The organism is Thioclava sp. IC9, assembly GCF_002213225.1.
Classification (GTDB): domain Bacteria; phylum Pseudomonadota; class Alphaproteobacteria; order Rhodobacterales; family Rhodobacteraceae; genus Thioclava; species Thioclava nitratireducens.
The window spans coordinates 541172-563091 of record NZ_NBNX01000001.1; the positions used below are offsets into that span (position 1 = coordinate 541172).

At 64.7% G+C, this 21920-nt stretch carries 24 protein-coding genes; 8 read left to right on the forward strand and 16 right to left on the reverse strand.

Annotation, left to right across the window (positions count from 1 at the left end):
- Positions 1-84: 84 nt before the first annotated feature.
- The 5 genes from B6V76_RS02380 to B6V76_RS02400 all read left to right on the forward strand — a co-directional run bounded on the left by B6V76_RS02380 (position 85) and on the right by B6V76_RS02400 (position 4938).
- Complete coding sequence (locus B6V76_RS02380) at positions 85-414, forward strand: hypothetical protein (RefSeq protein ID WP_075774785.1); 330 nt, start codon at positions 85-87, stop codon at positions 412-414.
- Positions 415-673: 259 nt separating this feature from the next.
- Positions 674-2194: a class I adenylate-forming enzyme family protein gene (locus B6V76_RS02385; protein WP_088726557.1), complete on the forward strand. Its 1521-nt coding sequence runs from the start codon at positions 674-676 to the stop codon at positions 2192-2194.
- Complete coding sequence (locus B6V76_RS02390) at positions 2191-2838, forward strand: DsbA family oxidoreductase (RefSeq protein ID WP_075774783.1); 648 nt, start codon at positions 2191-2193, stop codon at positions 2836-2838. The genes B6V76_RS02385 and B6V76_RS02390 overlap by 4 nt, the downstream gene beginning before the upstream one ends.
- A gap of 138 nt (positions 2839-2976) precedes the next feature.
- Positions 2977-4197 (forward strand): multidrug effflux MFS transporter, encoded by a 1221-nt coding sequence (locus B6V76_RS02395; RefSeq protein ID WP_240497789.1) that lies wholly within the window; start codon positions 2977-2979, stop codon positions 4195-4197.
- A 66-nt stretch (positions 4198-4263) separates the two neighbouring features.
- Positions 4264-4938, forward strand: coding sequence for a class I SAM-dependent methyltransferase (locus B6V76_RS02400; RefSeq protein WP_088726558.1), 675 nt, complete (start codon positions 4264-4266; stop codon positions 4936-4938).
- Here the strand turns inward: B6V76_RS02400 and mfd are convergent.
- Positions 4910-8353 (reverse strand): transcription-repair coupling factor, encoded by a 3444-nt coding sequence (mfd, locus tag B6V76_RS02405; RefSeq protein WP_088726559.1) that lies wholly within the window; start codon positions 8351-8353, stop codon positions 4910-4912. The genes B6V76_RS02400 and mfd overlap by 29 nt on opposite strands.
- Positions 8354-8402: 49 nt before the next feature.
- A complete protein-coding gene (locus B6V76_RS02410; protein ID WP_088726560.1) occupies positions 8403-8936 on the reverse strand; it encodes a component of SufBCD complex in 534 nt (177 codons plus the stop codon).
- A 157-nt stretch (positions 8937-9093) separates the two neighbouring features.
- Between B6V76_RS02410 and hemB the strand changes: the two genes are divergently transcribed.
- Together hemB and B6V76_RS02420 are read left to right on the forward strand one after the other, a co-directional pair.
- Positions 9094-10095 (forward strand): porphobilinogen synthase, encoded by a 1002-nt coding sequence (gene hemB, locus B6V76_RS02415; RefSeq protein WP_075774779.1) that lies wholly within the window; start codon positions 9094-9096, stop codon positions 10093-10095.
- A 141-nt stretch (positions 10096-10236) separates the two neighbouring features.
- Entirely contained in the window at positions 10237-10794 is a 558-nt protein-coding gene (locus B6V76_RS02420) for a YSC84-related protein (RefSeq protein ID WP_075774778.1), read from the forward strand.
- 99 nt (positions 10795-10893) lie between these two features.
- Here the strand turns inward: B6V76_RS02420 and B6V76_RS02425 are convergent, their stop codons facing one another.
- The 4 genes from B6V76_RS02425 to B6V76_RS02440 form a co-directional block, all read right to left on the reverse strand.
- Positions 10894-11517, reverse strand: coding sequence for a lytic transglycosylase domain-containing protein (locus B6V76_RS02425; RefSeq protein ID WP_088726561.1), 624 nt, complete (start codon positions 11515-11517; stop codon positions 10894-10896).
- 117 nt (positions 11518-11634) lie between these two features.
- A complete protein-coding gene (locus B6V76_RS02430; protein WP_088726562.1) occupies positions 11635-12174 on the reverse strand; it encodes a helix-turn-helix transcriptional regulator in 540 nt (179 codons plus the stop codon).
- A gap of 6 nt (positions 12175-12180) precedes the next feature.
- The gene (locus B6V76_RS02435) at positions 12181-12780 is read right to left on the reverse strand and encodes a cytochrome b/b6 domain-containing protein (protein ID WP_077701218.1); all 600 of its coding nucleotides are present in this window, start codon (positions 12778-12780) and stop codon (positions 12181-12183) included.
- A gap of 82 nt (positions 12781-12862) precedes the next feature.
- Positions 12863-13126 (reverse strand): PepSY domain-containing protein, encoded by a 264-nt coding sequence (locus B6V76_RS02440; protein WP_166504522.1) that lies wholly within the window; start codon positions 13124-13126, stop codon positions 12863-12865.
- 273 nt (positions 13127-13399) lie between these two features.
- On the opposite strand from B6V76_RS02440, the gene ssb reads away from it, so the two are divergent.
- The gene (ssb, locus tag B6V76_RS02445; protein WP_088726563.1) at positions 13400-13912 is read left to right on the forward strand and encodes a single-stranded DNA-binding protein; all 513 of its coding nucleotides are present in this window, start codon (positions 13400-13402) and stop codon (positions 13910-13912) included.
- Positions 13913-13997: 85 nt separating this feature from the next.
- Here the strand turns inward: ssb and B6V76_RS02450 are convergent, their stop codons facing one another.
- The 10 genes from B6V76_RS02450 to B6V76_RS02495 form a co-directional block, all read right to left on the reverse strand.
- Complete coding sequence (locus B6V76_RS02450) at positions 13998-14534, reverse strand: DsbE family thiol:disulfide interchange protein (protein ID WP_088726564.1); 537 nt, start codon at positions 14532-14534, stop codon at positions 13998-14000.
- Complete coding sequence (gene ccmD / locus B6V76_RS02455) at positions 14527-14745, reverse strand: heme exporter protein CcmD (RefSeq protein ID WP_088718631.1); 219 nt, start codon at positions 14743-14745, stop codon at positions 14527-14529. Before ccmD ends, B6V76_RS02450 begins: the two co-directional genes overlap by 8 nt.
- Positions 14742-15470: a heme ABC transporter permease gene (locus B6V76_RS02460; protein WP_075774772.1), complete on the reverse strand. Its 729-nt coding sequence runs from the start codon at positions 15468-15470 to the stop codon at positions 14742-14744. The genes ccmD and B6V76_RS02460 overlap by 4 nt, the downstream gene beginning before the upstream one ends.
- A gap of 65 nt (positions 15471-15535) precedes the next feature.
- Positions 15536-16192, reverse strand: coding sequence for a heme exporter protein CcmB (ccmB, locus tag B6V76_RS02465; protein WP_075774771.1), 657 nt, complete (start codon positions 16190-16192; stop codon positions 15536-15538).
- Positions 16193-16355: 163 nt separating this feature from the next.
- The gene (gene ccmA / locus B6V76_RS02470) at positions 16356-16988 is read right to left on the reverse strand and encodes a heme ABC exporter ATP-binding protein CcmA (protein ID WP_088726565.1); all 633 of its coding nucleotides are present in this window, start codon (positions 16986-16988) and stop codon (positions 16356-16358) included.
- A complete protein-coding gene (locus tag B6V76_RS02475) occupies positions 16985-17374 on the reverse strand; it encodes an Mth938-like domain-containing protein (protein ID WP_088726566.1) in 390 nt (129 codons plus the stop codon). The genes ccmA and B6V76_RS02475 overlap by 4 nt, the downstream gene beginning before the upstream one ends.
- Entirely contained in the window at positions 17358-18344 is a 987-nt protein-coding gene (secF, locus tag B6V76_RS02480; RefSeq protein ID WP_075774769.1) for a protein translocase subunit SecF, read from the reverse strand. The genes B6V76_RS02475 and secF overlap by 17 nt, the downstream gene beginning before the upstream one ends.
- A gap of 13 nt (positions 18345-18357) precedes the next feature.
- Positions 18358-20028 (reverse strand): protein translocase subunit SecD, encoded by a 1671-nt coding sequence (gene secD / locus B6V76_RS02485; RefSeq protein ID WP_075774768.1) that lies wholly within the window; start codon positions 20026-20028, stop codon positions 18358-18360.
- 21 nt (positions 20029-20049) lie between these two features.
- Positions 20050-20388 carry a preprotein translocase subunit YajC gene (gene yajC / locus B6V76_RS02490; protein WP_088718635.1) on the reverse strand — a complete coding sequence of 113 codons (339 nt, stop codon included), beginning with the start codon at positions 20386-20388 and terminating at the stop codon, positions 20050-20052.
- Positions 20389-20695: 307 nt separating this feature from the next.
- Positions 20696-21859 carry a M20 aminoacylase family protein gene (locus tag B6V76_RS02495; RefSeq protein WP_088718636.1) on the reverse strand — a complete coding sequence of 388 codons (1164 nt, stop codon included), beginning with the start codon at positions 21857-21859 and terminating at the stop codon, positions 20696-20698.
- Positions 21860-21920 lie beyond the last annotated feature (61 nt).

The window sequence follows — 21920 nt, forward strand, 5'->3', positions numbered from 1 at the left end:
GTGCCTTGCAAAGCCCCGCGCGCGTCCCTTTCTCAGTATGAGGGTCACCCGCGACACGCGCCGTGAAGAAAAGGATCAAAAGCGATGAAATGGCACCATATCGAGGAAAACTGGGCGGCATTTTACGAGGCTATCGTGGATCGGTGGCCGGATGCCGACGAGGCCGAGCTTGACGAGATCGACGGCGATCAGAAAGCCTTCATCCGCTATATCGCCGAGCTGACCGAACAGGAGCCCGCCGACGCGCGCGACGAAATTCGCGACTGGATGCGAGGCGAATTGCCCTCCGACGTGATCATGGACCCGACTCATGACGGTCACTCGATCGCGGCCTCCTCGAAATACGTCCCCGAAGGCGAGGACGAATATGACGACGACGCGCGCTTCGGCGACGACGAGGAAGAGGACGAGTAAGCTTAGCCCGCGCATAGGCGCGCAAACTTCACGTCACATGGGCGCTTTGCTCCCGCGCACGGTCGCACATGGCTAAAGTTGCAGGGGGCTCTGCCCCGCGGCGTCGTGGCCCTTCGTTTGCGCTCCGGGCGTTCGGCGGGGCGTCCTTCCACTGGAAGGCAGCTCGTTCCACCCCAAGATAATTTCGCCAAGGCGAAGTCAGAGTGAAGGTCGCGCGTTCGGGCTTGCTCGGGCGCGCGCCGCGTCCTAGCTAGGCGGCATGGATTCCGTTTACCGCACAGACCCGATCCCCGCCCCGCCGAGCGCCTTCAACATGGCCGCGCATGTTCTGGCGGCAGGCGCGGCGACCCCGGACAAGCTGGCGATGCAGATCGTGAAGCCTTCGGGCGCGCAGCGCTGGTCCTATGGGCGGCTGACCGCGGCGGTGCGCGGTGCGGGAACGCTGTTGTTGGACGCCGGGCTGACGCCCGGGGATCGCGTGATGCTGCGGCTGGGCAACGGGCCGGAATTTCCCATCGCTTTCCTTGGCGCCATCGCAGCCGGGCTGGTGCCGGTGCCGACATCGGCGCAGCTGACCGAGGCGGAGATTACCAAACTGGCGGCCGATCTCGATCCGGCGGCTGTCGTGGCGGGCGATGGGATCGCCCTACCCGATCATCCGGCGCACGTGATCCCCGCCGATATTCTGCGCAAGGCCGAGGACGCCGCCCCCTGCGACTACGCAATGGGCGATCCGAACCGCCTCGCCTATATGATCTTCACCTCCGGCACGGGCGGCTCGGCGCGCGCCGTGATGCATGCGCATCGCGCGATCTGGGCGCGGCAGATGATGTATCGCGGCTGGTATGGCATGGGGCCCGACGACCGTCTGATGCATGCAGGCGCCTTCAACTGGACCTATACGCTCGGCACCGGGCTGATGGACCCGTGGACGCTGGGCGCCACCGCGCTGATCCCGGCGGACGGCGTGGAGCCGCGCAGCCTGCCCCTGCTGCTCAAGCGCTTCGACGCGACGATCTTCGCCGCCGCTCCCGGAGTCTACCGGCAAATCCTGAAACATCATGAGGCGCTATCGCTGCCGAAGCTACGCCATGGGCTGAGCGCGGGCGAGGCGCTGCCGGAGCCCACGCGCGCGGCCTGGATCGCGGCGACGGGCACCAGGGTCTATGAGGCGCTCGGCATGTCCGAATGCTCGACCTTCATCTCGGGCAGTCCGGACCATCCCGCGCCGCCCGGCACCTGCGGCTATCCGCAGGCGGGCCGTCATGTCGCCGTGCTGGGTGAAGACGGGCAACCGGTGCCGCGCGGCGAGCCGGGTCAGCTGGCAATCCATGAAAGCGATCCGGGGCTCTATCTGGGCTATTGGAACGCGCCCGAAGAGACTGCGGCGCGCCGGATCGGCCCGTGGTTCGTCACCGGCGACACGGTCTCGATGGGCGAAGATGGTGCGATCACCTATCTCGGACGCGGCTATGATATGATGAATGCGGGCGGCTTCCGGGTCTCGCCGATCGAGGTCGAAGAGGTCATGCATGACTGCCCCGGCGCAGGCGACGTGGCCGCGGTCGAAATCGCGGTGAAAGTCGATGCAAGCGTCATCGCACTGGCCTATACCGGCGACGCCGGAGAAGAGACGCTGCGCGCCCATGCCGAGGCGCGGCTTGCACGCTACAAGCAGCCGCGCCTTTACGCCCATATCGCCGCCCTGCCCCGCAACCGCAACGGCAAGGTGCTGCGCTCGGAAATCCGCACCATGCTGCAACAGGAGGTCACCTCATGATCACGCTCGATATTTTCGCCGATCCCGTTTGCCCGTGGTGCTTCATCGGCAAGGCGCGGCTCGACCGGGCGCTCGCCCAACGCCCCGACCATCCGTTCCAGCGTGCGTGGCAGCCCTTCGAGCTGAACCCGACCATGCCGCCCGAGGGGATGGCGCGCGCCGATTACCTGCAGGCGAAGTTCGGTCAGGACGGGGCGGCGAAGATGCATGTGCAGCTGCTCGAGATCGCGGAGGCCGAGGGCTACGATTTCCACCCCGAGCGCGTCACCCATCAGCCGAACACCCGCAACGCGCATCGCCTGCTCTATTGGGCGGGGCTGGAAGAGCGGCAGGAAGAGGCGATGGAGGGGCTGCTGGCCGCACATTGGAGCGACGGGCGCAATATCGGCGACTCGACCGTGCTGTGTGAAGTGGCCGAGGCGGCGCGGATGGACCCGCGACTGGTGGAGCGGCTTCTGGCTTCGGATGCCGATATCGACACGATCGTCGCCAAGGAACAACATGCGCGCGAGCGTGGGATCAACGCGGTGCCCTCGGTCGTTGTCGCGAATGCTCATCTGGTGAGTGGCGCGCAACCGACCGAGCTGTGGCTGCAGGTCATCGACGAGCTGTCCGGCACACCGTCCGACGCGACCCAGCACTGACCGAGTTGTCCGGCGTCGCAGCCGCCGTCACTATCGCGTGAGCGCACAGGGGGCTGCGCGCCCGGCCCTCTGGCCAAATCGGCGCAGCTCCCTATGCTCGCGTTTCGAATAGATCCGACTCTCGGAAAGTCCCCCAGAATGTCCCACATCTCTGACGCGCCCCGGGCGCGCACGCCCCTTTCGCTGCCCGAACTGACGGTCATGCTCGCCTCCTTGATCGCGACGGTCGCCTTCTCGATCGACGCGATGCTGCCGGCACTGCCGCAGATCGCGGCAGAGTTGAGCCCCGACGCGGTCAACCGTGCGCAGCTGGTGCTGACCGCCTTCGTGCTGGGCATGGGCGTGGGCACGCTGTTCGCCGGGCCGATCTCGGATGCGCTGGGGCGGCGCAAGACCATCGCGGGGGGGATTGCGATCTACATGGTCGGAGCCTTCGTCGCCGCCCATGCGCAAAGCCTCGAAGCGCTGCTGGCGGCGCGGGTGCTGCAAGGGATCGGCGCATCGGGTCCGCGGATCACTGTTATGGCGCTGGTGCGCGACCTCTTCGCCGGGCGCGAGATGGCGAAGATCACCTCATTCATCATGATGATCTTCATCCTCGTGCCGGCCGTCGCCCCCTCGATCGGCCAACTGGTGATCGCTCTCGCGGGCTGGCGCGGCGTATTCTGGGCCTTCATGGTCTTCGGCTGCGTCGGCGTGAGCTGGCTGATGATCCGCCAACCCGAAACGCTCGCCCCCGAGGATCGCCGACCGCTGAGCGTATCCAAGCTGCGCGCCGCGGCGCTGGAGGTGATCACCCATTCGGATGTGCGTCTCTATATCGTGACGATGACGCTGGGCTTCGGGCAGATGTTCGGCCTGCTGTCCACCGCGCAGCAGCTTTACGCGGCGCATGGCGTCACCGACACCTTCCCGATGTGGTTCGCGATCGGCGCGCTGCTCGCGGGCTCGGCCACGATCTTCAACGCGCGCTACGTGATGCGGCTGGGGATGCGCAAGATCGTCAAGGGGACCTATATCTCCCAGGTGGCGATCTCGGCGGTGATGCTGGTGCTGGTGCTGCTCGGGTTCACTGACGGCGCGGCGGGCTTCCCGTTCATCTTCATCTACTCCGTCTCGGTCTTCGCGATGGCGGGCCTGACCTTCGGAAATCTCAACGCGCTGGCGCTGGAACATATGGGCCATATCGCGGGCATGGCGGCGTCCATCGTGTCGGCGATTTCGACCGTCGGCGCGGTGATCATCGCAGCCCCGGTGGGCCTGTCCTTCAACGGCACTGCGCTGCCGATGGTGATCGCGACGCTGACCTGCTCGAGCCTCGCCTGGTGGCTGATCCGCAAGACGCAGGAAACCGGCTGACGGGGCTTTACGCGCAGGTGCAAAAGCTACATATGCGCGCATCGCCCTTGTCACGGAGCCTCACCGATGTCGTCGCCCTATGCCCGCCCCGGGTTCTATGATGAGGCGCTCGCCAAGGGACGCCACCGCGACATCGTGGGCGGCCGCTGGGACGAGACGGGCCGCGCGCAGATGGCCGCGCTTCTGGATCACGGGCTGCGGCCCGATCATGTCCTTCTCGATATCGGTGCGGGGGCGTTGCGGCTGGGCTGCAAGGCGGTGCCCTATCTGGAGCCCGGCCATTACTGGGCCACGGATGCCTCGCGCGCACTGATGCTTGCGGGCTATGCGGCGGAGTTGGAGGCGCGCGACCGGCTCGATCCTATGCAGTTGGTCGAAGACGCGGATTTCGGTTTTGATGGCGTGACCGACACGATCACCCATGCCATCGCTTTCGGTGTCTTTCCGCATCTGGAAGGCGACGCGATTGCACATTGCTTCAACGGCTTGCGGCGCTTTACTCAACTGGAGTGCCTGCTACTGACGGTATTCCTAGCCCCCGAAGGCGCCACAATCCACCGACAAAACGACGGCGTCGTCACCCACGCGACCCGCGCGCCCTATCACCTTTCAGAAGCCGCGCTCTACGCGATGGCGGAGGCGGCTGGCTGGCGCCTTATCCGCGACGACCGGATGCTGCCGCGCGGACAGGTGATGTTCCGCGCGGAGCCGCTCAGGCCTTCGTCTTCTTCGCCTCGATAACCTTCTCGGCCAGATCGCGGGCGATCGCGAAGGCGCCTTTGATCTTGTCCTTGTCGTTCTTCCAGTCTCGGCGAATGACCAGCTTGTTGTCCTTCACCTTGGCCAGATCGCGCTGTGCGGTCAGGAATTCCACGAGCCCCTGCGGGTTGGGGAACTTGTCGTTGTGGAACTGGACGGTCGCGCCCTTCGGCCCGGCATCGAGCTTGGCGATCATCGCGCGTTTGCACATCGCCTTGATCCGGACGACCAGCAGCAAAGTGTTGACCTCTTTCGGCAGTTCGCCAAAGCGGTCGATCAGCTCGGCGGCGAACCCTTCCAGCTCGACCTTGGTGGTCAGGCTCGACAGGCGACGATAGAGGCCGAGGCGCACGTCGAGATCGGGGATGTAGCTGTCGGGGATCATCACCGGCACGCCGAGATTGATCTGCGGCGACCAGTCGCCATCCGCCGTCTCGGTCAATTCGCCCGATTTCAGCTTCGAGATCGTCTCTTCCAGCATCGACTGATAGAGCTCGTAACCCACCTCGCGGATATGGCCCGACTGTTCCTCGCCCAGCAGGTTGCCCGCGCCGCGCAGGTCCAAGTCCTGGCTCGCAAGGTTGAACCCGGCCCCGAGACTGTCGAGCGAGCCCAGCAGACGCAGCCGTTTCTGCGCTTGTGGCGTCAGCGGCATGCGCGGCTTCGTCGTCAGGTAGCAATAGGCGCGTGTCTTCGCGCGGCCTACCCGGCCCCGTATCTGGTAAAGCTGGCTGAGGCCGAACATGTCGGCGCGATGAATTACCATCGTGTTCGCGGTCGGGATGTCGAGGCCACTTTCCACGATCGTCGTGGCCAGAAGGACGTCGTATTTGCCGTCGTAGAAGGCGTTCATCCGGTCGTCCAACTCGCCCGCGGCCATCTGCCCATGCGCCACGAGATATTTCACCTCCGGCACGTGGGTTTGCAGAAATTCCTCGATTTCGGGAAGATCGGAAATTCGCGGCACGACATAGAAGCTCTGCCCGCCCCGGTAATGCTCGCGCAGAAGCGCTTCGCGCACGGTGACCGTGTCGAATTCGGAGACATAGGTGCGGATCGCAAGGCGGTCGACGGGCGGCGTGCCGATGATCGACAGGTCGCGCACCCCGGTCAATGAGAGTTGCAGCGTGCGCGGGATCGGCGTCGCGGTCAGCGTGAGCACGTGGATTTCCGAGCGCATCTCTTTCAGGCGCTCTTTGTGCTGCACGCCGAAATGCTGCTCCTCGTCGATGACCAGCAGGCCGAGATTGGCGAATTTCACCGATTTCGCCAGAACCGCATGGGTGCCGATCACGATATCGACCGTGCCGTCGCGCAGCCCCTCGCGGGTCTTCGTAGCCTCCTTGGCGGAGACGAAGCGGCTGAGCGGTTTCACATTCAGCGCGGTGCCCCGGAAGCGTTCGGCGAAGGTCTTGTAATGCTGGCGCGCAAGCAGCGTCGTCGGCGCGATCACCGCGACCTGCATGCCCGATTGCGCGGCGACGAAGGCCGCGCGCATCGCGACCTCGGTCTTGCCGAAGCCCACATCGCCCACGACGAGACGATCCATCGGCGTGCCCGATTTCAGATCGTCCACCACATCCTCGATCGCGCTCATCTGATCGTCGGTCTCGGTATAGGGGAAGCGCGCGGCGAAGCTTTCCCACTCGTGATGCGGCGCTTCCAGAATGGGCGCGTGGCGCAGGTGACGCTCTGCCGCGATCCGCATCAGCTTGTCGGCGATCTGGCGGATGCGTTCCTTCAGCTTGGCCTTTTTAGCCTGCCATGCGCCCCCGCCGAGCTTGTCGAGCAAGCCCTCCTCATGGCCGTAGCGGCTGAGCAGTTCGATATTCTCGACTGGCAGATAAAGGCGATCCCCGCCCGCATATTCCAAGAGCACGCATTCATGCGGCGCGCCAAGGGCCGTGACCGTCTCCAGCCCCTTGTAACGGCCCACCCCGTGATCGACATGCACGACCAAATCGCCGGGCGACAGCGTCGTGTGTTCGGTCAGGAAATTCTCGGCCTTGCGCTTGCGCCGCGGCTTCGAGACGAGCCGTTCGCCCAGCACGTCCTGCTCCGAGATCACGGTCATCTCGCCGCCGTCACGCGGGGCTTCGAACCCTTCGTCGAGCGGCCAGACCGTGAGGTTCACCCCCGGCCCGATCTCGCGCGCCGATCCGATCAGCTTCGCGCCGATCACGCCCTCGTCTTCCATTAGGCCCTTGAGGCGCTCACGTGCCCCCTCGGACCACGAGGCGATCACCACGGGACCATCGGCCAGACGCGCTTGAACATGGTCTTTCAAAGCGCTGAACAGGCTGACATTTTCCACCTTGCGCTCGGGCGCGAAATTGCGCCCCACGCGCCCGCCCGCATTCAGGATCCCGGGTCCGGGCGGTGCCGGGATCACCTGCAGGCGCAGCACGCGAAGCGGTTTCAACACCGCTTCCCAACTCTCTGGGTTCAAATACAAAAGCTGCGGCGGCGCGGGTTTGTAGACGGAGTCCAGCCGGTCGCGCCGGGTCATCGCCTCGCGCCGCGTGTCGTACTGATCCGCGATGCCGTCCCAACGGCTTTCCTGCTGCGCCGCGATCTGGTCGTCGAGCATCACCGACGCATCGGGCAGATAGTCGAAAATGGTCTCGAGCTTTTCATGGAAGAAGCCCAGCCAATGCTCCATCCCCGCCTGTTTGCGCCCTGCCGAAACCGCCTCGTAAAGCGGGTCTTCCGCACCGCCCGAGCCGAATTCGATCCGGTAATTCTGCCGGAAACGGGTGATCGCCGCCTCGTCGAGGATGACCTCGGAGACCGGCGCAAGCTCGACGCCTTTCAGCTTCTCGGTCGTACGCTGGGTCACCGGATCGAATCCGCGCGCATCGTCCAGCACATCGCCGAACAGATCGAGCCGCACCGGGCCGCCCTCGCCGGGCGGGAAGATGTCGATGATGCCGCCGCGGATCGCGTAATCGCCGGGCTCGGAGACGGTCGAGGCCTGCGAGAAGCCCATCCGGACGAGGAATTCGCGCAACGCCTGCTCGTCGATCCGCTTGCCGACCTGCGCGGTGAAGCTCGCGCCCGCCAGCACCTCGCGCGCGGGCACGCGCTGCATGGCAGCTGAGAGCGTCGTCAGCAGAACGAACGGCCCGGGCATCCCCGAAGCCAGCGCGGCCAACGTCGCCATCCGCGTGGCGGAGATATCGGCATTGGGCGAGACGCGGTCGTAGGGCAGACAGTCCCACGCCGGGAAGTCCAGCACCGTCGCCTCGGGCGCAAAGAACGCAAGTGCCCCGCGCATGGCCGCCAGACGGCGATCGTCGCGCGCGACATGGATGACCGACTTGCCCTTGGCAAGTTCCTTGGCCAGCAAGGCGGCGTCGAACCCTTCCGGGGCGCCCGAGAGAAGAAAATGCTCCATAGCCAAGCGAGGTATCCGGCCTGTCTCCGGTGTCAAGTTGCTTCGCGCGTCAAACCAGCATCGAGGCGAGAAGGTTCTGATACATTCCCCAGAGCGCGCTCACGATGATCGCGACCACGCCGATCGCCTGCACGTTCACCCGGTGGCGCGAGAGTGCCTTGATCGCAATCGCCGGGTCATGCGCAAGCGTGGGCTCTGAATCGAGCTTATGCGCCAGTCGCAGGCTCAAGCCGAACACGGCCATCATCGGCACCAGCAGCAGAGCGAAAGCCTGCGCCGTCTCCGAGCCGTAGATGAATCCGGTGATGATGAGAAAGCTCAACATGAAGGGGATGGTGATCGACATCGAGAACCCGGCATCGCGCCGGATGCGGTTCAGCCGCCGTGCGCTCAGCGCCGTCATCGCGGCCAGATCCTGACCCGCGTCGCCGCCCTTGCGGCGCGCGCGGATCACCATGTCCCACGGCACGCCCAACACCCAATGCGAGGCCGAAGACCAGACTGCGGCCAAGGCGATCCAATACCACAGGTTGGAAAAGCTGCGCAGGTCGATCAGCCGCGCGATCGTGTCGAAAACTTCCAAGCCCCTCGCCCTCGTTCTTCCGGGTCGTCGTGTCGCGCCCCCTCCTGACGATGCATAGACCAGCCCAGCCCCGAGCGGAAGCCCGCGCGGATCTGCCGCGCTTGCCTGTTACATCGATCCGTGGCACCCATTTTGCCCGAGCCAGAGGAGCCAGCCGATGAACCCGATCCTTCCGCCCTTCCCCCACACCCGTTTGCGTCGGATGCGCCGCACTGCAGCGCTTCGCGATCTCGCGCAGGAGCACCGGTTGAGCGTGAAGGACATGATCTGGCCGATCTTCATCACCGACGTGCCGGGCGCGGATGTCGAGGTGCCCTCGATGCCGGGCGTCGTGCGCCGCACGCTGGAGGGCGCGGTGCGCGCCGCCGAAGAGGCCGCAAAGCTTGGCATCCCGGCGATCTGCCTCTTTCCCTATACCGATCCGGCAGTGAAGACCGAGACCTGCGAAGAGGCCTGGAACCCCGAGAACATCACCAACCGGGTGATCCGCGCGATCAAGGCCGAGGTGCCCGAGATCGCGATCATGACCGATATCGCGCTCGACCCCTACAATGCGAACGGCCATGACGGGCTGGTGCGCGACGGGGTTATCCTAAACGATGAAACCGTTGAGTGTCTTGTGAAAATGGGGATCGCGCAGGCCGAAGCCGGGGCCGATATCCTCGGGCCTTCGGACATGATGGACGGGCGGATCACGGCGCTGCGCTCGGCGCTCGAAGGCGCGGGTCATTCGGACGTGACGATCCTCAGCTATGCCGCGAAATATGCCTCCGGCTTCTATGGACCATTCCGCGACGCGGTCGGCGCCACCGGTGCGCTCAAGGGCGACAAGAAAACCTATCAGATGAACCCCGGTAATTCCGACGAGGCGATCCGGCTGGTCGCGCGCGATCTGTCGGAGGGCGCAGACATGGTCATGGTGAAGCCGGGGATGCCCTATCTCGACATCTGCCACCGCGTGAAAGAGCAGTTCGGCGTACCGACCTATGCCTATCAGGTCTCGGGCGAATACGCGATGATCATGGCGGCGGTTAAGAACGGCTGGCTCGACCACGAGAAGGTCATGCTCGAAAGCCTGATGAGCTTCCGCCGCGCGGGCTGCGATGGCGTGCTTACCTACTTCGCGCCGGAGGCCGCCAAACTGCTCGGTAACGGCTGAGCAGGGTCTTGCCACTTCGGCGTGAATTGGCTCAAGAAGAAGTGACAAAGCGGGTTCCCTCGTCTATTAATTGTGCCAAGCGGTCGTAATAAGACCATTCAGCCCGGCGCGAGATCGGGCATATCGAGCGGAGCGACAGACATGACGAAACTTTCCAGACGGACCCTTCTGGCGATGGGCGGTGCGGGGCTCGGCCTTGCGGCCTGCGGCAACGGCGTGGGCAGCGCAGGCAGTGCCAAGCTGGACGCGCGGGTCGACGCCACCCGGAACTACCTTCTGACGAAATATCCCGGCACCCGCGATCTCGAGAACAAATCGGTGGGCGTGCTCTGGATGCCGCTGATGACCGAGGCGGGCTTCGGCGTAGGTGGGGCTTTCGGGCGCGGCGCGCTGCGGATCAACAACGTGACGGTCGATTACTACGCGGCGGCAGCGGCGAGTTTCGGTCTGCAGATCGGCGCACAGCAATATGCCCATGCCCTGTTCTTTATGACGCCCGAGGCGCTGTCCAGCTTCCGCCGCGGCGATGGTTGGCAACTGGGCGCGGATGCGCGCTACGCGGTGCCGGATCAGGGCGGCGCGATTTCGGCCTCCACGCTGACCTCGACCGCGCCGATCATCGCGTTGGTCTTCGGCCAGGCAGGTCTGATGGCGGGCGCGACGCTCGCGGGCACCAAGTATACCCGGATCATTCCGTAAAATCTGCCGCTTAGGCTGCTTACTTAAAGCCAAACATAAAGAAAGCCCCGCAGATCGCTGATCTTGCGGGGCTTTTCATGATTTCGGGCGCATAACGGATCAACCGCCGAGGATCACCCGCACATAGTTGCGAGTCTCGCGATACGGCGGAATGCCGTTATGTTTCGCGACCGCCTCCGGCCCAGCGTTATAGGCCGCGAGCGCCAGCCGCCAGCTTCCGAAGCGATCATACATCATCTTGAGGTAGCGCGCGCCGCCCTCGAGGTTCTGCGCCGGATCGCGCGGGTTCACGCCCAGTTTCGCGGCGGTCGCGGGCATCAGCTGTGCCAGCCCCATCGCTCCCTTGTGCGAGCGCGCCTGCGGGTTCCAGCCGCTCTCCTGCTGCACGAGCCGCAGAAACAGGTCGGTCGGGATGCCGTGGCGCGAGGCCACCGATTTCGCGGTGTTGATATACTGGCCGCGATACTTGCCGTTGTAGCGTGGAACGCTCTCGGCACTAGCCGTCTGGGTCAGCTTGCCGCCGGGTCGCAGCCGCGAGGAATGTTCGTATTGCTGGGCTGCGCGCGTGTCGAGGATTTTGGTCTGGTTTCGGAACAGCATCGCACGCGATTTCGAAGAGTTACCCTGGAGCCTCAGCCCCTCTGCCTGGGCGCTCATCGGGCCCGTCATCACCGTTGCCGCGGCGATCGCCGCAAGCCCGAGAATTCCGATCGTCCTACGCATCGGCCCCTTACCATTCACTGTCCATATTTTCGGGGCCAAACTATAAAGAAATCGGCAAAAAGTTAAAGGAAAACGCCGAATGCCTCGGCAATCTCCCGCCGACTCTCTTCCCTAACGTCAGATTGCGCGTGCCTGTTGCGCTTTCGCATCAGCCTTGATGGGGCCGTGAAACAGCTCCTCCACGAAGATCGAGACAAGCTGGGAGCGGCCCGAGACCCCTGCTTTGCGGTAGACTGAATTGAGGTGGGATTTCACCGTCGCCTCGCTCGATCCGCGAAAGGAGGCGGTCTCCGAGACCGAGAACCCTTTGATGGTGAAGGCCGCCACATCGGCCTCTGCGGGCGTGAGCCCCCATTGGTCAAACTGCGCGCCCATCATCTCGGCCATCGCGCCCTGTGCGGCCCCGATGGTGCGATCCGCGCGCGCCTGACGGCGCAGGAGCGCCCAGAGCACCGTCGCCTCGACGACGATCCCCGCGATCAGGCCGAGATTGGCGAACAGCTCCATGTTGAGATCCACCGTGAACCGTCCGGCTTCGCGGATGTCGTTGAACACGTCTGCCACGAAGAGAGCGGCACAGGCCGACTGGAATAAGATGAGGGCGACCAATGCGCCCTCTTTCGTCCAGACCGAGACTCGCGCTCGCGATATCGCCATGGGCGTTTACCCTCTGTTGCTGCGGAACACCTTCTTACCGGTGATCATCGCGCGCGCAAGGTTCACGCGCAACCGACGGCTCTCAAAGACGACGGCGGCGATATGGGCGGCGATCGAAACCTCGGCCCAGTTGACGGCCAGTTCATGCACTTCCTTGGGCCATTTCACGCCCCAATAGGCGTCAGTCGTCATCAGGTAGCCCGAGCCCGCGATGACCAGAAGCGTGATCAAAAGATTGTAGATCATCAGCGCGCCGAGTGGCGAATGGCCCAGATGCGCGTGCCGCCGCCCCGTCGCCATATCGCGCAGCTGCGTCAGCGCGCCGGTGGGCGATGGCGGGAAATCCTTGAACTTCGCATGACGCGTCCCGAACACCCCCCAGAGGATGCGCGCGATCACGAGCCCCGCGACCGTGTAGCCGATCCAGTGATGCAGATCGTTCTTCGGCGAGGTGAAGAAGGCGTTAGCGGTAAAGAGGCCCGCGATCGACCAGTGGAACACCCGGACGAACGGGTCCCAGACGCTATGCGCGCCAACGGGCGGCGGTTCTGCGTGAGACGTTTCATGCGACGGAAGATCGGTAAAGCTCGCGTCTTCGATGGCCATGATCGGGCCCTCCTGCTGCTTTCGGGAAAGACTGGCGTGAAGAGGACGGGCCGATCGTGCCGGCCCGCCCCCGAGGATCGGATCAGTTGCTGTCCGAACGCTTCACCTGCTTGAGGTTCGAGTCGAAGAAGAGTTTGGCGCGCTTGCCGTCCTTCATCGCGTAAACCTCGATATAGCCGCCATCCGTTTCCATGCTGCGAACCTGGTATCCCTGATCTTTCAGTTCGGCTGCGAGCTTCTGCTCTTGTGCCGGGGCCACGTCGCCTTCGCCACTTTCGGCGAGTGCGGGGAGAGTGGAAGCAGCGGCAATCGTAGCGCTCGCGGCGATCAGCATCAGGTATTTCATGGGGTATCTCCTCATGGGATATGGGTTTGCTCGACCGGATCGGGCGGGGTCGTCCCCGGGTGCCGTCCGGCTCGTGCAGACCTGGGGCAAACCCGGACCGCCAGCTATCGACGCAAGGTTGGAAATGCGGTGCCGAAATCGCTCTCAAACCAAAGATGCACGCGGGATTTCGCCGCTTTCCGTCACGGTTGAGCGAAGCTTCGCCCCTAGGCTCCAGCGGGGCTCTGCTCTATACCCTTTGGGACCAATTCTAGAATCGCAGGCGGAGGCAATATGGCAGGCAGCGTCAACAAGGTCATTCTGATCGGCAATCTGGGGCGCGACCCAGAGGTGCGGACCTTCTCGAACGGCGGCAAGGTGTGCAACCTGCGCATCGCCACCTCCGAGACGTGGCGCGACCGCAATACCGGCGAGCGCAAGGAGCGCACCGAATGGCATTCGGTCGCGATCTTCTCGGAGCCGCTGGCGAAAGTGGCCGAGCAATATCTGCGCAAAGGCTCGAAGGTCTATATCGAAGGCCAGCTCGAGACCCGCAAATGGCAGGACCAGAACGGTCAGGACCGCTACTCGACCGAGGTCGTGCTGCGCCCCTATCGCTCGGAACTGACCATGCTCGACGGGCCTGGCGGCTCGGGCGGCGGTCAGGGCGGCGGTGGCGGTGGCTACGGCGGCCCGTCCTCGGGTGGCGGCGGCTACGATGACGGCGGCGGCTATGGCGGCCCGTCCTCGGGCGGCGGCGGCGGCGGCGGTGGCCGCTCGGATTTCGACGACGAGATCCCGTTCTAAGCCAGAAACAAGAAAGGCCCCCGGTTCGGGGGCCTTTGCTTTTGAAGCTGTCCGATGTCAGAGAAGCGCGCCTGCGCCCTGCCCTTTACTTCTCGGCCGTCTCGCCGTTCAGAAGCGGGCGCAGATCCGAGGCTATCACGCGCTCGGTCAGCGGGCCGGCGAAGCGATAGAGCACCTTGCCCGCGCCATCGATCACGAAGGTCTCGGGCACGCCGTAGACGCCCCAGTTCAGCGCCATCTTCCCGTTCGGATCGGCACCGAGCTCAGCGAAGGGATTGCCCATCTCGCTGAGGAAACCCTGCGCCTTGGCGGGCTTGTCCTTGTAGTTGACCCCATAGATCGGAATGCCTTCGTCCGAGAGCGCTTCGAGATTGGGATGCTCCACCCGGCAGGGCGCGCACCACGAGGCCCAGAAGTTCACCAGCTTGATCTTGCCGTCCTTCAGATCGGCATCGGTGAAGGGTTTGAAATCGCCCAGCGGTTCGAGTTGCACCGGCGGTGCGGGCTTGCCCGCAAAGGCGGTGGGGATTTGCGTCGGATTCTCGCGCTGCATCCCCACATAAGCCGCACCAACAAATCCGACGACCACGATCAATGGCAATAGCATCAGCGGCTTAACCATGTGCGCCCCCTTTCCGGCGGGCCTCGGCCTCGGCCAGTTGACGTTTCACCTTCGCGCCCCGCATCAGCGAGACGACGACGATCAGCACCAGAAGCACGACCGTCGAGGCCCAGGCGATATTGACGGTGTAGGTGTAGGATTTGGTGGACGGGTCCACGAGGACGACGCCGCCCTCGGTGACGGTGCCGCCTTGTTCGGTCGTATCACTCATGCCATGCGCTCACGTTGCTGGATGGCGCCCAGACGGCGCGCGCGGACCTCGGTGCGGGTGCGGATCAGCACCAGCGCGAGGAAGAAGAAGATGAACCCGGCCATGCAGAGAAGCAGCGGGAACCAGTAGACATCCGCGATGTGCTGCTCGGAATCCATCGAGAGCGTCGCCCCCTGATGCAGCCCCTGGTTCCAGAAATTCGCCGCATAGCGCGAGAGCACCGCGAAGACCCCGCCGACCAGGCTGAGCACGCCGGTCAGATCGGCGGCCGTATCGGGGTTCTCGACCGCGGCCCAGAGCGCGATATAGCCGAGGTAGAACAGGAACAGGATCAGGAACGAGGTCAGTCGCGGATCCCATTCCCACCAGGTACCCCACATCGGCTGGCCCCAGACCGCGCCGGTGATCAGCGCAATCAGCGTCATCACCGCGCCTATCGGCGCCGCGGCCTTGGCGGCCAGCGCCGAGACATGGTGGCGCCGGATCAGCCAGATCAGCGAGGTCACGACCATCATCACCCAGATGTTGATCGCCATCATCGCGGCGGGAACATGGACATAGATCACCTTCACCGAGCCGCCGAAATTCTCGGCGGCCGGGACGAAGAAATAGCCCCAGACCAGCCCGACGATCAGCGTGATCGCGGCAATTCCCACCGTCCAGGGCAGGACCTTGTCCGTTGTCTTCATGAATTTGACGGGGTTGGCGTATTCCCAGATCGACATCTTGTTGTTCTGCTCACCTTCTGGCCAGGTTGGCTCTTCCTATCATGGGATGCGCGCGGGAAGCCCTAGCGCAGATTGACGCGGATCGCGGCGGCCGAGGCGAAGGGCACGAGCGCGATCGTCGCCGCCGTGATCCCGGCGAGCATCAGAAGCGGTGTCTCGGTGTTCATCCCCTCGGCGCCACGGCGCACGAGCTCCGCACCGAAGATGAGGGTCGGCACGTAGAATGGCAAGACCAGCAGCGACAACAAAAGCCCTCCGCGCTTCAACCCGACGGTCAGCGCGGCCCCGAACGTGCCCAGAACCGAAAGCGCGGGCGTGCCCAGAAGAAGCGAAACCACCATCCAGACATGCGCCCCTTGCGGCAGATGCAGCAAGATCCCGAAGATCGGCGCCGCGACGACCAGCGGAAGCCCGGTCGTGATCCAATGCGCGAGCGCCTTGATAGAGACCACCCCTTCCAGCGGCACAGGCGCGGTGACCAGCAGATCGAGCGAGCCATCCTCGTAATCGAGCGCGAAGATCCGGTCGAGCGAGAGCAGGCAAGCCAGAAGCGCTCCGACCCACAGGATCCCCGGCGCGATCCGCGCGAGGATTTTCCCCTCGGGGCCGACGCCGAAAGGCACCAGCGTCACCACGATCAGGAAAAACGCGAGCCCGAGCCCGAAGCCGCCACCTGCGCGTACCGCGAGGCGCAGGTCTCGCATTAGAAGCGCGATCATGTCCGGCCTCCTGCGCGAGCCAAGGGGGCGCTGCCCCCTTCGCGGCTGCGCCGCTCATCCCCCGGGATATTTCGGCCAAGCCGAAACAACGCGCAGCTGCCTTCGCCTTGGTTCAAATATCCCCGCCGGAGGCTCCCGACCGCGCCGATAGCGCGCCGCGCGATCATAGGAAAGCCTCGTCGAAGGCGCCCTGCATCCCGCCCTCTTCCGGGATCTTGGCCTTGAAGGGCGTCAGGTCGAGGACCTTCGCCTCGTCCAGCCCAAGATCGATATGGGTCGCGATCAGCGCCGCTCCGCCGCCCGCGAGATGGCCGCGCACGGCCTCGGCGAACAGCGCGACGGAGGCCGTGTCGAGCGAGACGGTCGGCTCGTCCAGCACCCAGATCGGGCGCCCGGTCACCAGAAGACGCGCAAGCCCGAGGCGGCGTTTCTGCCCCGCCGACAAGCTATGCGCAGGCCGTGTCTCGAGGCTTTTGAGGTTCATCCGCGCCAGTGCAGGTTCGATATCGCGGGTCGCATAGACCGACGCCCAGAAGCCGAGGTTCTCGCGCACGGTCAGCGTCGATTTCAGCCCGTCGGAATGGGCGGCATAAGCCATGCTTTCCGGCGGCACCGAGACTGTCCCCGCCAGAGCCGGTTGCAGCCCCGCCAAGGTGCGCAGGAGCGTCGTCTTGCCGACCCCGTTGGGACCGCGCAGCACTAGCGCATGACCGGCGTCGAGCGTGAAGCTCAGGTCTTCCAGCACCGGAAGCCCCCCGCGCGACACTGCGAGCCCGTCGACCGACAGCATGCTCATTCAGGCGTCTCGGAGGCGTCGGGTTTTTCCGGCATCGCGATCAGCGCGCAGCCGACGCGGCGGCCTTCGGACAGCAGCACGTTATAGGTACGCGCCGCCGACGGCGTGGCCATGCCCTCGCACATCAGTCCCTCGGCCTCCAGTTCGGCCACGAGGTCCTTCGGCAGATGGGCGATCTCTTCGCCGGTGCCGATGAACAGCACGTCGAGCTTTCCTGCGAGCGCGAGCAGCGGCGCGCGGTCGTCCAGACCGCCCCAGCTGCCCATCTCCTCTCCCGAGACCCAGATCGAGCCTCGCGTGACCTCTCCGGCGACGCGGAAAAATCCCGGCCCGTAACCGTCGATCGGCAGCGAGGCCCCGAAATTGGCTTCAGTCAGTAGCGACATCCGTTTTGTCGAAGAACTTCTCCGAGGGGTCCTTCTTCTCCTTGTTGCGGTCCAGCCCGATGAACAGGACGATGTTCTTTGCGACATAGACCGAGGAATAGGTACCCACGATCACGCCCCATGTCATCGCGAAGACGAAGTTGCGGATCACGTCGCCGCCCAGAACGAGCAGCGAAATCAGCGCCAGCAGCGTGGTGCCCGAGGTCATCACGGTGCGCGACAGCGTCTCGTTGACCGAGAGGTTCATCACTTCGCGCAGCGGCATCTTCTTGTATTTCACAAGGTTCTCGCGAAGACGGTCGAAGACGACGACGGTATCGTTGATCGAGTAGCCGAGGATCGTCAGCAGCGCCGCGATGATCGACAGGTCGAACTTGATCTGGAACAGCGCGAATATGCCCACGGTAACGGTCACGTCGTGGATCAGCGCCGCGACGGCGCCGACCGAGAACTGCCACTCGAACCGCAGCCAGATATAGACGAGGATCGCGGCGACCGCGGCCAGAACCGACCAGATCGCGGTCCAGATCAGCTCGCCCGAGACTTTTGGGCCGATCGACTCGGTCGCGACGATCTTGATGTCCTTGTTCACCGTCTTCAGCGAGTCCAGCACCTTGGCCTGGGTCTCGGGGCTGATCGCCTCCTGGCCGTCCTGCGCCTGGATGCGGATCGTGACGACCTTCTGATCTGCGCGGAAGTTGGGGTCATAGACCTGCGTGATCAGCACGTCGCCCAGACCGAGCGGCGCGATGGCCGAGCGATAGGCGCCGATGTCGACCGGTTCGGTCTGGTCGGCCTCGGTACGGATCGTGGTGCCGCCCCGGAAGTCGATGCCGAGGTTCAGACCCATGGTCAGCACGAGCACGATCGAGGCCAGCACCATGACGACGGAGAAGCCGAAGGTCGCGACCTGATGCTTGAAGAAGTCGAAGTTGGTCTTTTCGGGGACCAGTTTCAGACGGAATGCCATGTCTCGATCTCCCTTACAGAACCAGTTCGCGGGGACGACGGCGCGCGAACCAGAGGCTCACGAACAGCCGCGTCACCCAGATCGCGGTGAAGACCGAGGTGATAATCCCGATCAGGAAGGTGACGGCGAAACCCCGCACCGGGCCCGCGCCCAGCACGAAGAGGATCACCGCGGTGAGGAAGGTGGTCACGTTGGCGTCGATGATCGCCGACATCGCGCGCTCGTAACCCAGTTCGATCGCTCTGGCGGCTTTCGCCTTTTGCTGATTGCGCAGCTCCTCGCGGATACGTTCGAACACGAGTACGTTGGCATCGACCGCGGTCCCCATTGTCAGCACGATCCCAGCGATACCGGGCAGCGTCAACGTGCCGCCGATTGCCGACATGATCGCGAAGATCAGCGCGATGTTGATCCCCAGCGCCAGCGAAGCGAAGACGCCGAACGTGCCATAGGAGGCGATCATGAAGACCACCACGAGCACCGCGCCCACGGCCGCCGCCATCTTGCCCGCGGCGATCGAATCCGCGCCGAGTTCCGGGCCGATGGTCCGCTCTTCGAGGAAATTCATCGAAGCAGGCAGCGCGCCGGCGCGCAGCAACAGCGCGAGATCGGTCGCCTCTTTCACCGTGAAGCGGCCGGTGATGATGCCCGAGCCGCCCGCGATATGCGATTGGATCGTCGGGGCCGAGATCACCTTTTTGTCGAGCACGATGGCGAAGGGCTTGCCGATATTGTTCTGCGTGTAATCGCCGAAGGTGCGCGCCGCGCTCGCGTTGAAGCGGAAGGCCACCGCCGGATAGCCGTTCTGATCGGTATCGGGGCGCGCATCCGTCAGGTCCTCGCCGGTCACGACCGGAACACTGTCGAGGATGTAATAGAGGCCCTTCTGGTCGGCCGAGGGCAGGATTTCCTGATCCGAGCCCACGGCTTCATTCGGGTTCGAGCTGGTGCCGATCACCGAGTTGAAGGTCAGTTTCGCCGTGGTGCCGATCAGCTGCTTGATCTCCTGCGCGGAGCTCGCGCCCGGCACCTGGATCAGGATGCGGTCGGAGCCTTCGCGCACGATCGTGGGTTCACGGGTGCCAGCGGCGTCGATCCGGCGGCGCACGATCTCGAGCGATTGCTGCATCGTGCGGTCGTCGGTCGCGGCTTTCTCGGCATCCGAGAGCTGGACGATAAGCTGGTTGCCCTGGGTGGTGATCGCGAGCGTCTTCTGGCCCACGCCGGTCAGCGAGGAGACCGGGTTGTTCAGCGTCTCGGCGATCTTCTGGGCTTCGGCGATCTGGTCGGCATTGCCGATCTGGATGCGCAGAACGCCGGGATCGGCGTTGAGCCGACGGATCGAGCCGAGCGTCCCGCGTTCGGCGGCGAGCGCCTTGCGGAACTCGGGCCAGAGCGCATCGACGCGGGCCTTGTAGACCTCGTCGACATTGACCTCGGCCAGAAGCTGCGCGCCGCCGCGCAGATCGAGACCGAGGTTCACGATGTCGGAGGGCAGCCAGTCGGGCCAGCCCGCGCGCGCGGCCTGCTGATCGGGCGTCAGGGCCTGGCCCTTCGCAGCGGCGGCAACGGCATCGTTATGCCCCTCCACCCGGTTGTAAAAGATGTTCGGCGCGGCAAAGACGAGCCCGATCACAACGACGATCAGGATCAGCACGCGCTTCCACAGCGAAATATGCAACATGGGGGACGGGCCTTATATGGCTTATTCGGAGGTCTTGGCGGGTTCGGTGCGCGAGAGAACCTGCACGATGGTCGATTTCACAACGCGGACCTTCACGCCCTGCGCGATCTCGACTTCGACTTCGCCGTCTTCTTTGAGATGGGTGACTTTGCCGAGGATACCGCCCTGGGTCACGACCTGATCACCGCGGCGCAGCGCCTCGAGCATCGCCTTGTGCTCCTTGGCTTTTTTCTGCTGCGGACGGATCAGCAGGAAATACATGATCACGAAGATCAGGATCAGGGGAAGGAACTGGCCGAACGCGGCGGCGGGGTTGCTGGCGCCACCGGCGGCCTGCGCGAAAGCGGGGGTCACGAACATGATCTATGGTCCTTTGTCATGGGCCTTGGGGGCATGACGCCCCGGTTGTCGGCGCGCACCCTATCCGTGGCCCTGAGGCTTGGCAAGGCGAAGCGGCCCCGGCACGCGCGTCCTCACGTCGCGTTGACGGGGCGAAAGGAGGCGCGCGGCGCGGGGTCGTCGCCCGGTCGCGACAAAGAGCAACGGAAACGGTGTGCGGCCCGCGTCGCGAAAGGGAGACACTCGACGCGGAAAGAGGGGCTCTGCCCCGTTCCTGCGGAGCGTCCCCGGAATACCTGCACCTAGGGGAAAGGGCACCCGGTGGCCGTCAGGCCAGCGGCAGGGCGCGCTCGGCCAGACGTGCGAGCAGCGATGCGCCCACCGGCGCCGCCTCGTCGTTGAAATCGAAGCGCGGATGGTGGAGCCCCGCCCCCTCGCCGGTGCCCATGAACAGATAGGCGCCGGGCCGCGCGGCCAGCATATAGGCGAAATCCTCGGCGCCCATTTCACGCGGAGCATCGGTGACCACGCGCTCGGGGCCCGCGATTTCACTTGCGACCTCCGCGGCGAAGCCGGTCTCGTCAGGGTCGTTCACGGTGGGCGGATAGCCACGTTCGTATTCGATCTCGACGCTGACGCCGTGCGCCGTCGCGATACCTTCGCAGATCTCGTGGATCCGTTTCTCGGCCAGATCGCGGATTTCCGGCTCGAAGCAGCGAATCGTCGCAGTGAGAAAGCCGCTTTCGGGGATGATGTTGAGCGCGGTGCCCGCGTGGATCTGCGTTACCGAGATAACGAGCGCATCGCCCGCGCCCACGTTGCGCGCGACCACCGTCTGCAGCGAGGAGACCATCGCCGAGAGCGCCGGGATCGGATCGATGCAACCCTGCGGTGTCGCCGCATGGCCGCCGCGCCCCGTCACCGTCACGCGGACCTCGTCGACCGACGCAAGATAGGGACCGGGCGTGGTGTAGAAATGCCCGAAAGGCAGCCCCGGCGCATTGTGGATCGCGTAGACGCGCGAGATGTCGAAGCGCTCCATCACGCCGTCCTCGACCATCACCTCGGCGCCGCCGCCGTCTTCCTCGGCGGGCTGGAAGATCAGCGCGACGGTCCCGGCGAATTTTCGGGTCTCGGCGAGATAGGCCGCCGCGCCCAGAAGCATCGCCGTATGCCCGTCATGCCCGCAGGCATGCATCTTGCCTGGGGTTTCCGAGGCATAGTCCGCATGGGTTTCCTCGGTGATCGGCAGAGCGTCCATATCGGCCCGCAGGCCCACGGTCGGGCCCGCGCCCTGCCCCTTTATCAGCGCCACGATACCGGTCTCGGCGATGCCCTCATGGATCTCGTCCACCCCGATCTCACGCAGCCGGGCCGCGACATAGGCCGAGGTTTCGTGCAGCGCGAAGCGCAGCTCGGGATGGCGATGCAGCCAGTGCCGCCATTCGGTCATTTGCGGGCCGAGATCGGCGATACGGTTGAGAACGGGCATAGTGGACTTCCCCTTGCGGGCTGGTTAGGCCAGAGGCATTCGCATGGCAGGAGGCAAGCTG